At 59.4% G+C, this 13,683-nt stretch carries 15 protein-coding genes and 1 pseudogene; 5 read left to right on the forward strand and 11 right to left on the reverse strand.

The features are described from left to right. Positions 1-10: 10 nt before the first annotated feature. The 4 genes from merA to L53_RS07035 are packed head-to-tail and all read right to left on the reverse strand — an operon-like array spanning position 11 to position 2,585. Positions 11-1,438, reverse strand: a complete 1,428-nt coding sequence (gene merA / locus L53_RS07025; protein ID WP_034813604.1) for a mercury(II) reductase — start codon at positions 1,436-1,438, stop codon at positions 11-13. After that, positions 1,395-1,829 (reverse strand): FAD-dependent oxidoreductase, encoded by a 435-nt coding sequence (locus L53_RS17310; protein ID WP_084333201.1) that lies wholly within the window; start codon positions 1,827-1,829, stop codon positions 1,395-1,397. Before L53_RS17310 ends, merA begins: the two co-directional genes overlap by 44 nt. 43 nt (positions 1,830-1,872) lie before the next feature. After that, complete coding sequence (locus L53_RS07030; protein ID WP_034798642.1) at positions 1,873-2,196, reverse strand: heavy-metal-associated domain-containing protein; 324 nt, start codon at positions 2,194-2,196, stop codon at positions 1,873-1,875. A 14-nt stretch (positions 2,197-2,210) separates the two neighbouring features. After that, complete coding sequence (locus tag L53_RS07035) at positions 2,211-2,585, reverse strand: mercuric transporter MerT family protein (protein WP_034813607.1); 375 nt, start codon at positions 2,583-2,585, stop codon at positions 2,211-2,213. Positions 2,586-2,665: 80 nt separating this feature from the next. Here L53_RS07035 and L53_RS07040 point away from each other — a divergent pair, with 80 nt between their 5' ends. After that, complete coding sequence (locus tag L53_RS07040; protein WP_034798637.1) at positions 2,666-3,082, forward strand: helix-turn-helix domain-containing protein; 417 nt, start codon at positions 2,666-2,668, stop codon at positions 3,080-3,082. A gap of 9 nt (positions 3,083-3,091) precedes the next feature. On the opposite strand, the pseudogene L53_RS17735 reads toward L53_RS07040, so the two are convergent. The 7 genes and pseudogenes from L53_RS17735 to L53_RS07075 all read right to left on the reverse strand — a co-directional run. After that, a pseudogene (locus tag L53_RS17735) lies at positions 3,092-3,498 on the reverse strand (cation transporter); the annotation flags it as partial. 72 nt (positions 3,499-3,570) lie between these two features. Next, entirely contained in the window at positions 3,571-3,819 is a 249-nt protein-coding gene (locus tag L53_RS07050) for a hypothetical protein (RefSeq protein WP_034813609.1), read from the reverse strand. Continuing rightward, positions 3,803-6,916, reverse strand: a complete 3,114-nt coding sequence (locus tag L53_RS07055) for an efflux RND transporter permease subunit (RefSeq protein ID WP_034813612.1) — start codon at positions 6,914-6,916, stop codon at positions 3,803-3,805. The genes L53_RS07050 and L53_RS07055 overlap by 17 nt, the downstream gene beginning before the upstream one ends. 12 nt (positions 6,917-6,928) lie before the next feature. After that, entirely contained in the window at positions 6,929-8,233 is a 1,305-nt protein-coding gene (locus tag L53_RS07060) for an efflux RND transporter periplasmic adaptor subunit (protein ID WP_034813614.1), read from the reverse strand. After that, positions 8,230-9,525, reverse strand: coding sequence for a TolC family protein (locus tag L53_RS07065; protein ID WP_034813616.1), 1,296 nt, complete (start codon positions 9,523-9,525; stop codon positions 8,230-8,232). The genes L53_RS07060 and L53_RS07065 overlap by 4 nt, the downstream gene beginning before the upstream one ends. Before the next feature lie 73 nt (positions 9,526-9,598). Next, the gene (locus tag L53_RS17740; RefSeq protein ID WP_369794159.1) at positions 9,599-9,952 is read right to left on the reverse strand and encodes a DUF2946 family protein; all 354 of its coding nucleotides are present in this window, start codon (positions 9,950-9,952) and stop codon (positions 9,599-9,601) included. A 78-nt stretch (positions 9,953-10,030) separates the two neighbouring features. Then, positions 10,031-10,495: a helix-turn-helix domain-containing protein gene (locus L53_RS07075; RefSeq protein ID WP_084333203.1), complete on the reverse strand. Its 465-nt coding sequence runs from the start codon at positions 10,493-10,495 to the stop codon at positions 10,031-10,033. 81 nt (positions 10,496-10,576) lie between these two features. Here L53_RS07075 and L53_RS07080 point away from each other — a divergent pair, with 81 nt between their 5' ends. From L53_RS07080 to L53_RS16325, 4 genes are all read left to right on the forward strand, one after another. Next, a complete protein-coding gene (locus tag L53_RS07080) occupies positions 10,577-11,038 on the forward strand; it encodes a hypothetical protein (protein ID WP_034813618.1) in 462 nt (153 codons plus the stop codon). Between the two features lies 1 nt (position 11,039). After that, positions 11,040-11,657, forward strand: a complete 618-nt coding sequence (locus L53_RS07085) for a cation transporter (RefSeq protein ID WP_034813619.1) — start codon at positions 11,040-11,042, stop codon at positions 11,655-11,657. Positions 11,658-11,823: 166 nt separating this feature from the next. After that, positions 11,824-12,651 carry a DNA -binding domain-containing protein gene (locus tag L53_RS16760; protein ID WP_084333205.1) on the forward strand — a complete coding sequence of 276 codons (828 nt, stop codon included), beginning with the start codon at positions 11,824-11,826 and terminating at the stop codon, positions 12,649-12,651. Positions 12,652-12,703: 52 nt separating this feature from the next. Beyond that, a complete protein-coding gene (locus L53_RS16325) occupies positions 12,704-13,528 on the forward strand; it encodes a DNA -binding domain-containing protein (RefSeq protein WP_051607689.1) in 825 nt (274 codons plus the stop codon). Positions 13,529-13,683 lie beyond the last annotated feature (155 nt).

Genomic DNA, 13,683 nt, shown 5'->3' on the forward strand with positions numbered 1-13,683 from the left:
AAAATTGGTTTCAGCCTGCGCAGCATGAAAGCTTCGCCACGTCCTTGTCGAACGTCTGTGCCGCCAATTTTAACCCTTCAACAGTTGTCAGGTATGGAAAAATTGTCTCGCCAAGCGCCTTGCTCGTCATGCCGAACTTCAACGCCATAGCCAGCGTCTGAATCGCATCAGACCCTTCGGGCGCCGCGATCTGTCCGCCCAGGAGGCGGTCGGTCTTCGCATCCGCGACCAGCTTGATGACGCCGCGGGTATCGCGGGCGGCGGCGGCGCGTGCCACGTGGTCCAGCGTCAGCACGCTGGCCTTGACGTCATGACCGGCTGCCTTCGCCTGCACCTCGGAAAGGCCGACGCCGGCGACCTGCGGATCGGTGAACACGACCCAGGGCATGGCCCCATTGTCATAGCGCAAATCCTGAAGCCCGAGCGCATTGTTGGCCGCCACCTTGGCCCCATAAGCGGCCATGTAGACGAACTGGTCGCGATCGGTGACATCACCCGCTGCCCAGACGCCAGGCCGCGTTGTGGCCATGTCGGCTCCGACCTTGATCGATCCACGCGCATCGGTCTCGATGCCGAACTCGCGCAAGCCGAGGTCTTCGGAATTGGCCACCCGGCCTGTGGTGGCCACAGGCTTTCCACCCCGTTCGATTGTCAGCGTGACGCCGCCGTCACTCCGTCTCACCGATCGGTAGGACAGGCCGGTCTCGACCGCGACCCCCTCAGCCTTCAACGCGTCGGTCAACGCCTTGGCCACTTCCGGTTCCACGCCGGGCAGAAGGCGAGAACGCGTGACCAGTGTAACCTTGACGCCCAGCCGCGACGCCATCTGCGCCAGTTCACAGCCAATATAGCCGCCGCCCAGTACCAGGATGCTTTCGGGCTGATCGGGCAGGCTGAGAAGGTCCCAGGAATCCAGCGCCTCCACGGTCTCGATCCCGTCAATTTCCGGCAAGAAAGGGCGCGAGCCGGTGGCGATCAGAACCTTCGGTGCAGCGATGATCCGCCCGCCGACCTCAATCCCACCTTCGATCAGGCGTGCGGCACCTTCCTCGATATAGGTGACATTCTCATAGGAAGGCAGCAGGTCGATGTATTTTTTCTGGCGCATCTCGTCGACCAGATCGGCCGTGCCCTTGACGACCGCCGACCAGTCCACGCTCTGCGCACCGGGCTCAATGCCCGGAAACCGTGCCGCCGCTGTACCAGCATGCACCGCTTCACCGGCCCGTATCATCGCCTTGGACGGCACGCAGCCGACATTGACGCAGGTGCCGCCGATGGTGCCATGCCCAACCATGGCCACGCGCCTGCCGGCCTCGGCCGCGCTAATCGAAGCCGAAAACCCGGCCGAGCCAGCACCTATGACGATGAGGTCATAGCTGTCGTCGCCGTTTTTATTGACGGAGCAGCAATCGCCTGTCTTTACGGTTTGATTCATTATTTCTTCCTTGGCTTGTGACCAGGCATGGCGACGCGGCCTCGATCAAGTATTCAAAATCACACCATCGACCCGATGTCGGAGGCGTGGCCGGGATCAGGTTGAGGCCGCTGTCGCCGCATTCGCCTGCGGCGAAGACCGCGGGATCGCTCGTACGCATCGATGTGTTCACCTGGATGCCCCGCCGAGTGCACTCGGCGCAGGCAGCTTCAAGGTTCAGCCTGTCCATTTTTGGTACCCGGCCGGGGCTGAGGCACATGCTCATTGATGCAAAACAAGAAGGTGTCGCAATGACGGTACCGGCCAGACCCGTTATCAGCAGTTTTCGGTCAGTCCATTTTGACATCAAAGTGAAAGCCTTGTGTGAAAATCTGACGATGTATGCGAACATCGACTGGCAGGTGCCTCATCAGGATATTCCAGATGCTGCGTGTTCAACCGTCCGTAACGCTTGCCGGGTATCCTACATCGGTTGAAGCCGCAGCGATCAGCTCAGGCGTTGTCGCCGCCGTATCGTAAACCACTTCTGCGGTCCTGGCCGCATAATCGATATCGACAGATTTAACGCCCTCGACACGCATCATCGCTTTCCTGACAGCAATCGGACATGTCGCGCAGGTCATGTTTCCGATCGTAAAACGGGCTGTCGCCTGTTCGACCTCCACCGAGGCATCCGGAGCATTCTGCGCGCCGGCGACTGCGAGCCCCCCCGCGAGTGCCAGACCTGCCAGTCCGGCGATCATCCATGTGCGTTTCATACTTGTCTCCCTGGCTAGTAAAATAACGGTGCCCATACATCGATGGTCAAGGCCGCCAGCACGACAAGCGCGCCGCTCCACAGGGCGACCTGCTTGACGACTGACGACTGCAAACGGGCGCAATAGCTACCATCCTCGCAGACACTGGTTTTTCGAAAGTAGACATCCCAGAACCCAGCCGCGAGAAATCCGATCGCGACCAGAAGAAAAAGGGGCTTGTAGGGTTCCAGCGCCGTCAACTGGCCAATCCACGCTCCGGAAACACCGAGACTGATCAGCACAAGCGGCACGATGCAGCAGGATGATGCAAGGAATGCCCCCAGCATGCCACCGGCAACAAGCCACCTTGAGCGACGCTCATTTGCTGGGCTGTTTTCCGTACCTGCCATGACCAGCTGTTCCCATTGCTTTATTGATCATGATCACGTTACGCTCTGTAGTTGGTACAGACACAAGTGGGTATTTCATCATGGCCATCACATCGCCGCGAGCAGCACTCAAACGGGCTGAACTGGCCGGGCGGCTCGGCTGCAATCTTGAAACGATCCGCTATTATGAAAAGATCGAATTGCTGCCCGAACCAGCCCGCACGGCAAGTGGCCACCGGCTGTATTCGAATGAAGATCAGGTACGACTGCGTTTCATATTGCGAGCCCGCAGCCTCGGCTTCTCCGTGGAAGATGTACGCTCGCTACTTGGCATCAATGATGGCAGGCCGAGCTGCGCGGAGGTCAGGGCGCTGGCAGAAGCACATCGGGGCGATATCCGTAAACGCATCGCCGATCTGAAGCAGATGGATCGACGGCTCGGCGAGATCATGGCTGGTTGCACCGGCGCTGAAACACCCGATTGCGCACTCACCGACAAACTGTTCGAAGATAGCTGACAAAAGGGGCTCCTGCATCTGCCAGAGATGCAAATGATGGACATCCACGACACCATCACCGCTCCGCATCGCCTCAATGACGGTACCGTTGTCAATGTCCGGCGGACTACCTAGCCACAACATGTGGATCGGCCCGCCGATTTCGCGGAACGACAGGCAGAGAATGTTACCGCGATACCGATCGTCACGAACGGATCGAACAGTATTCAGTCATAGATGAGGATGAGCGCGTCGCCCGCAACCACGGCTACAGATGCGAGTGCGTCGGACAGATTGTGAAGGAGGAGCGCCCGGATATTCACGCTCCCATTCTGCACCGAATAGATCAGGAGGGCTGTAAGCTCTGCAATGACCAGCGCAACACCGCCAAGAATAACGATCGTCCAGCCACCAACGGCGGGCGGATCAGTGATCCGTATGACAGTCTTATTGACCAGATGGCAATGGAGACCCGACGATCATCGCTCGCGGGATCAAGATCGTCATGATCATGTGCGTGGCTCAGGATCGGCCTCCTCTTCCAGCACCTTGCGCTTGCACTCGAGATACGCGCGTCGCCGCGCGTGTACCGCGTTTTTTACGCGGCTCTTTGGTGGTATCAGGCCGCATTCCTCCTGCACCTTGGCCGCCTGCTCACTTGAAAGGGCCCCCATCACGTTGTCGAGACTCTCGCAGCCGGCCAGGGCTGCGAGAGAAACGGACATGACCGCGAAGCGAAGTTCACGATGGATGAACATGCTCGGCCTCCAACAAGGAATGGTGCGCGTCGGGCTTTGGTGCGAACCAGCGGTGAAGGGCGGGTAGCACCAGCAAAGTTAGCACGGTCGAGGAGACCAGCCCGCCCATGACCACCGTGGCCAGTGGCCGCTGCACTTCAGCACCGACACCACTTGCGAAGAGCAGCGGCGCAAGGCCGAGCGCCGTCGTAAGGGCGGTCATCAGCACAGGACGTGCCCGCAAGCCTGCCGCCTCGACGGCAAGTTCATCGCGACCACGGCCCTCCCTGGCAAAATCATCCATGAAACTGACCAGCACCATGCCATTGCCGAGCGCGATACCGAACAGGGCAATAAAGCCGACCGTCGCAGGCACCGAGATCGGCAGGCCTGCAATCCAGAGCGCCATCGCCCCGCCGGTCAGCGCCAGCGGAATGTTGAGCAGGATCAGGATGGCCGATTTCATGCGCCCGAACGTCAATAGCAGGATCAGGAATACGATACCGAGCGTGATCGGGATCACGACCGCGAACCGCGCATTCGCTTCCTGCTGGAGTTCGAACTGTCCGCCCCATTCGACGCGATAACCAGCCGGCAGGTCGAGCTGGCTGGCGACCGATTGCTGCGCATCAGCGACATAGCTGCCAATATCGCGTCCTCTCACATTGAGTTGAACGGTGATGAATCGCTCACCATTCTCGCGCGTGATCTGACGTGGACCGACAATCTCCCTGATGTTTGCCACGCTTTCGAGTGGAACCCGTGCGCCGCTGGACGATTCCAAAATAATCCGTCCGATGGCCGCGGGCGTGTTGCGGTCCTCTTCGGCATAGCGCACGATGACGGGAAACTGGCGCACGCCCTCAAAAACGGCACCAGCCTCTGCCCCGCCGACGCCGGAACGCAAGGCATCGAGCGCCTCCTCCACGCTCAGTCCATACCGGCCGAGCGCAGGACGGTTGAGCGAGACCACAAGCTGCGGCGCGCCGGTGATCTGATCGGCCTGGACGTCGGTCGCCCCTGGAACCTCCTGAAGAATGGACTGCAAGTCCTGCGAGCCTTCCAGCAGGACCGCCGTATCCGGACCGAAGATCTTGACCGCCAGTTGCGCCTTTGTGCCGGTCAGGAGTTCATCAACCGACATGGCGATTGGCTGGCCAACATTGACCCTGACGCCTGGAAAGCCGCCGAGATTCTCGGAAATCGACGCCCGGAGTTCATCCGGGCTGATGCCATTGCGCCATTCGTTTCGGGGTTTGAGCGCCACGAAGGCCTCGATACTGTTGACCGGGTCGGCATGCGCGCCGACTTCCCCACGACCGATCCGGCTGACAATGGAACTGATCTCGGGGAAGGCTTCAAGCAGTCTTGCCTCGATGCGGGTCGACGTTTCCTTTGCTTCGGTTAGCGAGATGGACGGCGCCATCGTCACACGCAACAGGACATCGCCTTCCTCCAGCGCAGGCGTGAACTCCGAGCCAAGGCGTGTCGCTGAGAGGCCCCCAACCAGAAGCAGGACGCCTGCTAGCCCGACCGCCGCGAGACGTCGCCGGACGAAGAAGGCCGCAAGCGGCTTGATCAGCGAAACAAGCCGGCTGTCGCTCTCCTGGCTATTGCTCTTGGGCGGACGCATGAGGCCGAGCGCCATCGCCGGAGCGATGAGCGCGGCATAGATCAGCGACCCTGTCATGGCGAGCGCGGCAGAGGCGGCGAGCGGCCGGAACGTCTTGCCTTCGGTTCCCTGCAAAGAGAACAGCGGCAGGAAGACAATGATCACCACGAGGACGGCAGCAATCAGCGGCGCGATCACTTCGGCGCTCGCTCGCGCGACCGTCGTGCGGCTATCTTCACCCTCGCGTCGTTCGCGCAAGCCGCGATCCACGTTCTCGGCGATGACGATGGCGCCGTCGACCATCATCCCGATGGCGATCGCCACCCCGCCCAGCGTCATCAGATTGGCCCCGATGCCGAGGAATTTCATCGCGATGAAGGCAAAGCCGACCGAGAAGGGTATGGCCATGACAACCACGAGGCTTGGACGCCAGCCGCCGAGGAACAGGAAGACGATGACCGCGACCAGGAGCGCGCCCTGCCAGAGGGCGGTCGTCACGGTCGCGGCTGCCTTATTCACCAGCGTACCCTGATCATAATACGGAACGGCTTTGACACCGTCGGGAAGCGACAGGTTGATCTCGTCGAAGCGCGCTTGCGCGTTCTCGATCACCTCAGACGTGTTTGTGCCATAAAGTTTCAGGACGAGACCGGCGACGGTCTCCCCTTCGCCATTGGCAGTTGCGAGCCCCTGCCGGACGCCGCCACCTATCGCGACTTCACCGAGGTCGCTGACGCGGACGGTTCGTCCATCCACGGTCTTGACCGGCGTTTCACGCAGATCATCGAGGGAGCGAGCGAGCCCGACCCCGCGCACCGTGTACTGTTCGGCGCCAATTTCGATGAATTGCGCGCCGGCCGTCCGATTGGCGCTCTCCAAGGCGGCAATCACCTCGCCGACGCTGAGGTCATAGGATGTCAGCTGATCGGGATCGAGGCGGACCTGGTACTGCTTCTCGAAACCCCCTAGTGACAGAACCTCCGTCACCCCTTCAACCGACTGAAGCGGATACTTGATCATCCAGTCAGCAATCTCGCGCAGCTCAACCAGCGACCGCTCGCCGGTCTCATCGACGAGCCGGTAGTACATGATGATACCAAGGCCGGTCGAAATCGGCCCCATCTTGGGTGTGCCGAAGCCGTCGGGAATGGCGTCGGCGGCCTCGCCGAGGCGCTCGCCGACGACCTGGCGGGCAAAATAGACGTCCGTGCCGTCCTCGAAATAGATATTGATGACAGACAGGCCAAAATTGGATGTCGAGCGGATCTCGTCGACCTTGGGCAGGCCGGACATGGCCGTCTCGATCGGATAGGTGACATAGCGTTCGACCTCTTCGGGCGACAGGCCTTCAGTTTCGGTGAAGACTTGGACCAGAGAAGGTGAGGGATCGGGAAAAGCGTCGACAGGCAGGCTGCGAAAGGCAAACAGTCCCCCGATCGATAGGGCGAGTGCGGCAATGGCGGCAAGCAGCCGGCCACCCGCAAGGCGGTGCATCAAATTGATCATTTTGCGGGTCTCCTAGTGTGCGTGGCCGTCGCCGAAAGCGTCTTTTTCAAGCTGCGCTTTCAGGGTGAAGGCGCCCTCGGCAACGAATGCTTCGTCGGCCTCGAGCCCGGAAATGATCTCGGTATAGCCCCTCGCGCTGTCCCCTGTGCGGACCTCGCGCGGTTCGAACCCGTCATCGGTCGGGACGAAGACCGACATCCTGTCTTCAACACTGACAATCGCATCGGAGGGAACGCGCACGACGGGGCGCCCCTCTCCCGTGTCGATCCGCGCCGTTACGAACTGACCGGGCTTCAGCCTGTGTTCGGCATTGTCGACAATGACCCGCGCGGTCGCGGTGCGGGATGCCTCACTGATGACAGGCAGGACATTTGAAATTGTCCCTTCGGCCAGGACGCGGCCATCCTCCTGCTGGAATGTCACGGTCTGGCCTTCGCTGACCTTGCCGAGATCTTCCTTGTAGACGGCGATGTCGGCCCAGACGACGCTATCATCGATGATGACAAAGATGGGCGCGCCGCCAGCCGATACGGTTTCTCCAAGAGAAACGCTCCGCTGAATCACCTCTCCGGCAAGGGGAGCCGTCACATAGGCTTGTGCAAGCGACCCATCCGCAGCCTCATTAAGCTTGTCCAGTGTGCCATGACCAATGCCGATCGCATGAAGCCTGTTTTCAGCAGCTTCCCGGCCGGCATTGGCTGCAGCGAATGCCGCACGCGCCGACTGCAGATCGGCCTCGGCGGTGATTTTCTGCTCCCAGAGGTTTTCCTCACGCTCAAGCTCGGCTTGCGCGAGGCGCTCGGCGCTCAGGGCATTCAGATAATCGGCCTTTAGGCCGGCGAGTTCACGACTGGTCAGCCGGGCAAGCGTGGCGCCGGCTTTCACGATATCGCCTTCGCCTGCATAAAGTTGGGCAACGGTGCCCTCGACCTGTGGCGAGACCCTTGCGACACGGTCCGCATCGAAACGGATCTCGGCCGGCAGTTCCAGCTGGCCCGAAACCGCTCCGGTTTGGGCTCGCCCGGTCCGGATACCGGCAGCTTCCGCCTCCTCGGCGGTCAGCTCGACATGATCGCCGCCTTCACCTTCGTGTTCGGTATGACCGCCTCCATCTTCATGTCCCTCATGATCGTCGCCATCGGCCTCATCATGGCTTTCATGCTCCTCATCACTACCGTCCTCGTGGTCGTCATGGCCATCTTCGGCTTGTGGGGGCGTCCGGTTTGCACCAGACGAATCGGAGGCGTCACTGCCGCAAGCACTAAGATACAAAAGCGCTGGAGAAAGCAGCGCCGCATAGAATAAATTCAGTTTCATTCGATCTCTCCTTCGAACGGCGCGGCGCCAATCAGCGCACGCAACCGCAGCGTGTATGTCTGGAGCGCCAGCCGGGCATCGATTACGGCGGCGCGGGTTTCAATCAGACTGCGCCGCGCATCGAGCGTGGCTGTGAGGTCGAACTTGCCAACCCGGTAGCCCTCTGCCGCAGCTGTATAGGCTTCTTCTGCGAGCGGCAGCGCTTCGCCCTCGAGACGCTGCAAGCGAGACTTCGCAGCCCGCACCTGCGCGGCGAGGCTCGCTTGCTCGGCCCGCAACCTTGCCTCAACAGTCTGTGCTGATAGCTCGGCACTCTGGGTACGTAATCCCGCCGCCCGCGTTGCGTCCTGATTGCGGTCAAAGACCGGCAAAGGAACACTGACACCCGCCAGAAACGCGCTATCGCCCGTGTCCTCAAATCTTCGGACACCAGCCGATACGGTTATATCAGGCCATGCGCCAGCGCGGGCCCGGTCCGTCGCCGCGCTACGAGCCGTCGCTCCGGCCTTAGCCGCCGCAAGTGACGGATGAACGCCAGAATCTGGTTGAGCCGACCCACCCGCCGGATCTGTTACGATTTCCGCAGTGCCAGACAAGACAAAGTCGATCTCTGGACTACCCCAAACGGACGCAAGCGCTAGCCCTTTGGCTTCGACCTGGCCCCGCGCACCATCCGCAACCGCCTGAAGCGCTGCTGCTTCAGCCCGCGCGCGCAGCAACTCAGGCGGAGCCGACGCTCCAGCGTCCACGCGGCGCTGGACGACGCCAGAGAACTCGGATGCGAGATCGGCTGAGGCCTGAGCGACCTCGGCCATGTCGTAAGCGGCACGAAGTTCCAGATAGAGTTCCCCTGCGAGTTTCTGAGCTTCCAGGCTTCGTACAGAACATTCGGCACTCGCCAATGCGGCTTCAGCTCTGGCGGCCCGCTCGGAAAGTCTTCGTTTGTCGCCAAGCTGTAAGGTCTGCGCCACTGCCAGGGTCGTCTCGTAGGCATTGAAGCCTTCAAGCGATCCGCTGCCGGCAAAGTTCTCGGTTTCGACAGACAGAGATGGATTAAGCCAACGGCTCGCCTGATCGGCGTCGGCCGATGAAGCTTTCGCCTCGAGAGCCGCCGTCAGAACTTCAGGCGAAGCATTGGCGGCGCGAGCAATAGCCGCGTCGAGCGTCAGTGGTTGGGATAGATCATAGTCAGTCGCGCTGACATAGACAGAACTACACCCTTGCGCATAGGCCGTACCGGCCATGACCGGCAGGGCGAGCGCGGTGATCGCGCTGCATATAATAATTTTCATTTTTGCTGGTTTCCTCGTCCAGATTCAACGACAGCGAGGCCGTAGCCACGCAAAATATTCCTGTGTCGTTGGTCTAGGCGCGAGGAGGACGGTAAAGACCGTCTGGGCGGAGGTTCTCGAGAAAAGAACCGCCAGGCAACAAATGTTTTGTCTGCACGACAGACTTCGGAGCGCCGCTTAGATCGCCGCCGCCTATCAGATGGAAATGACAGCTTCCGCACTGATGCGCGGTATGGTCATGACCTTCATGCGATGGCTCCTTATCAGGGGCATCTTGGGCCAGCTCACTCGTAGAACATTCCTCTGCGGCCTGATCGCCCGGATGCATGATATCCGCCGCAGCCGTCATCGGCGCAATAACAAAAGCTATCGCCATCACCATGACGAGCAACCTTCGTAAACACGTTATGACTTGGAACGGAACCATGATTGCTGGCTAGCTACTTTCTTTTACGATCGGGTAAACAGGCTCACTCTCTTTTTAGCACCTCCAGTCACTGGAGGGTCAAGCGCCTTTTGACGGAAGCCCTGCAAGCACCTCGGCGCCATCATGCTGTTCGTGCAAGCAATTCTCGTGCTGGCCAAGGGCAGCGAGCACAGAGCAGGATCCGATCTTGCCGCCTTCGCAAGCGCGGATCATGCGCTTGAGCTCGGCCTCGAGCGCCTCCAATTGGGTCAGCCTGCGGCGAACCTCGTCAAGCTGGCGACGTGCAATCTGGTCAACCAGGACGCACTCCCTGCCTGGCTCTACCTGCAGCGAAATCAGTTCCCTTACCGCTGAGACGGGAAACCCCAGATCCCTTGCATGACGTATAAAACGGAGACGCTCTACAGAGTCCCCTGCGTACAACCGCTGTCCGCTTGCGCTGCGTTGCGGCTCGTCGAGCAGGCCAATGGATTCATAATAGCGGATTGTCGTGACTTTTACGGCCGTCGCCCCTGACAGTTTTCCGATCGTCATCAAGGCCATGATAGCGCCCCTTGCCCCTCTAGTTACTGTAGACTGCAGGAAATAACCTAGACGGCTGAAAACACAAGCGCAGGAGGCAACATGAGTGGCGATACGACAATCCAGATACTCGGCATTGCCACAGGTGGCGCAGTTGCTGTGATTCCTATTTGGTCTGCAGCCTTCCCCGCGCAGAGAATTTGGCTCCCGCAGCGTTATTCGCGTTTTGTGGCACCAATCATCTGGATGGGTACGATCACGAATTTCGGAGCGGCGCTGTCGATTGGGGCTTCAGGTAGGGCAACCGCTCCCGTACCCTGCTGGGCGATATTCGGCCTCGGGTTTGCCCCTCTCATCATCGCGAATATGGTGGTTTGGCGCGCAGATTTCCGTTTCGGTTTCGACGAGACACCAGGAGCCAAGGGCACACTTGCCACCACAGGGCCCTACCGCTACTCCAGCTATCCTCAATACGCTCGCAATACAAAGCTTTCTAACGGAGACGCTTCGGTAAAATTCTTACGGTGCATCTCCCCTCACAGACAACGCATGGTAAAATCATAGGATGGGTAGCGAAGACTTGAAAATCGAGACGTCAGACGAGCGCCGAACTCTTCAAATCGTACTATGGCTAAACATACTCATAGCCATTGGCTTTTTTGTCACAGGCTGGTTCGGCGACTCCAATGCCCTCCTGGCGAACGGGCTGGATAATTCCTCGGACGCGGTTGTGTATGGCTTGAGCCTGCTTGCACTTACACGTTCGCGGATCTGGAAACGCAACGCCGCTCGACTGTCAGGTGGAATGCTTCTTGTATTTGCCGTCGGCGTCGCCGGCGACGCAATCCGTCGATACTTTGAAGGATCTGAACCCCTCGGTCTCATCATGCTGGCAATGGCCGCGATTGCAGGTGTTGTAAATCTGATCTGTCTCTGGCTTTTGAAAAAAATAGAAAAGAAGGATGTAAACCTGCGAGCCGCTACAACATTTAGTTTCAATGACTTCATCTCGAATGGGGGGATCATTATCGCGGGCGTAATCGTACTGTGGACTGGGTCCAACTGGCCAGATCTGCTTGTCGGATTGGGAGTCGCGGCGATTGCGGTATATGGTGGAATCGATATTCTGCGCGATGCGCATGCTGATAAGCATCAGTCAGGTGATGCCCCAAACCCGGAATGAAACAAGTGCGTAAAATTCTCAAAATGGTGCGCGCGCAGCGTCATTGAGCCTCGCATGATGGGCTCCCAAGCGTTACCGTAACAAATATCTACTCAATCAACTTTCTATTCCGGCATTGAATTTGCTTTCCCTGTTTAGTTGAATCTCTCTTGGGGAACGAGGACAAATGTCCCGGCTGGCAGATCATATAAGTGCTTATGACTACACATGGTTGTTGTCAGACAGCAGATGGGCCTGGGAGTTCCTGCGCCGAAACCGCCGGTTTCTTGAGGACTCGTCGCTTCCTTCCGCGAGTGAGCTTAGTTTCGCTCCCGCCTGCCATCAGATCACCCTCGTGCGCCCTAGAGCCTCTCAGGCGCTTGCTGAGCGATGGGGGCTCGCCTTCTTCCCGGATCCAGAGGATAGCGGCCTTGAAGCCGACGCGTTCTGGTCGGGAGGTCTCTATCCGAGGCGGGTTCACATGCAAGTTTCTCCGAGTGGTCCTAATGAATCCTGTGAATTCTATGATCGCACTGTTGGCATCTGCAGGATCACGCACTTCACCGACCTCGCCGGCCGCGAACAATTTCTTCTCAAGGGAAATGGCTGCGTCATTCAGGTATTCTGCACGGGCATGTCACTTCTCGCCCGCGAACCTGTCAAGCTCAGCTTCATCATCGACAGTCTCGACGAATTCCAGGCCAAGCTGAAAACGCTCCAGCGCGCCCAGCGTGTCTATGATCCGCAAGCAGCGGCGGATATCCCGGAATGGACTCGCCATTCCTTGGCCCTTCGCAATGCACTGGTCGCACTCGATTGTCATGATGCCAAACTCTCATATTTTGAGACGGCGCGGTTTATATATGGCGAAGAACGGGCCCGCGAAGCCTGGGACAGCCCAAGCCGAGCGATGAAAGACGAGATGAGACGTGCCCTTGCCCGCGGCCGTGACCTGCGGGACGGCGGTTATGCAACGCTTCTCGGACCCGTCGAAAACGCGCTTCTTTTAGCCTGAAGTAGAATTTTGGCACCTCTTTTGCAGCACCCGCTTGTGAAGGAGGCACCTGATGAGTCCCGCCGACACACCCTCGGTCCGTATTGATCTGGATGACTACGCCTATACTTGCCGACTCTCCAGAAGTCGCTGGGCTTGGGAATTTCTTCGGCGAAATAGCGAATTCAGGCAAGCCGCCCTGCGGGCTGGCGACTCACAGATATCTGAAAAGCCAGCCTGTCATGGCATCCGGCTACTCCGGCCGCTATGCGACCAGATCGACGCTGAGAAATTCGGCTTGGTTTTTTTTCCCGACATAGACGCGAATGGCTACGAGGCCGACGTCTTCTGGATCCCTGCCCTCTATGCTCGCGCCCTGACCATGCAGGTCGTACCGCGTCATCCGAGCGAGCGCGACGATATTTTCGAGCAGACGATCAATGTGTGTGAAGTCACCCACCTCACAGATCGCGTCGGCCGGGAATACCTGATGATCCGTGGGCACGGCCACAGCATCCAGGTCGCTTGTTCTGGTCTGTCACTACTCAGCGTCGAACCCGTCCGCATGAAACTGATCATCGATAATGTGTCGAGCATGGACGAAACACTTAAAGTCATCGGCAAGGCTCAGCGTATTCTTGGCAAGGACGATCCGAGTTTCAACGACACCTGGACACGCTCATCGCTTGCGTTTCGCAATGCGCTCATTGCGCTCGATGCGCATGAGACCGGTCTAACTTATTTTGAAACCGCTGCCATCATCTATGGCGAGGATCGCGCCACCGAAGCCTGGCAGAGCCCCAGCCGGGCCATGAAAGACGAAATGCGCCGCGCCCTCGTGCGAGGACGTGAACTCCGGGATGGCGGATACAGGGCCCTCCTGACTGCACAGACCTGAGCAGATCCAATTTGGCATCAGACCTTGATCCGGCGATCACCCCTCGCTGACGCGAGGGGGCTGTTTCGCGGGCGGCACGCCGCCAGCGGCCCGGCTCGTCTCCGGACCCCTGGTCTGCCCTCTCGGGCAGCCCAGCGGCATGCGGGTGTCTCGCC

It is taken from the genome of Hyphomonas sp. L-53-1-40, assembly GCF_000682775.1.
Lineage (GTDB): Bacteria > Pseudomonadota > Alphaproteobacteria > Caulobacterales > Hyphomonadaceae > Hyphomonas.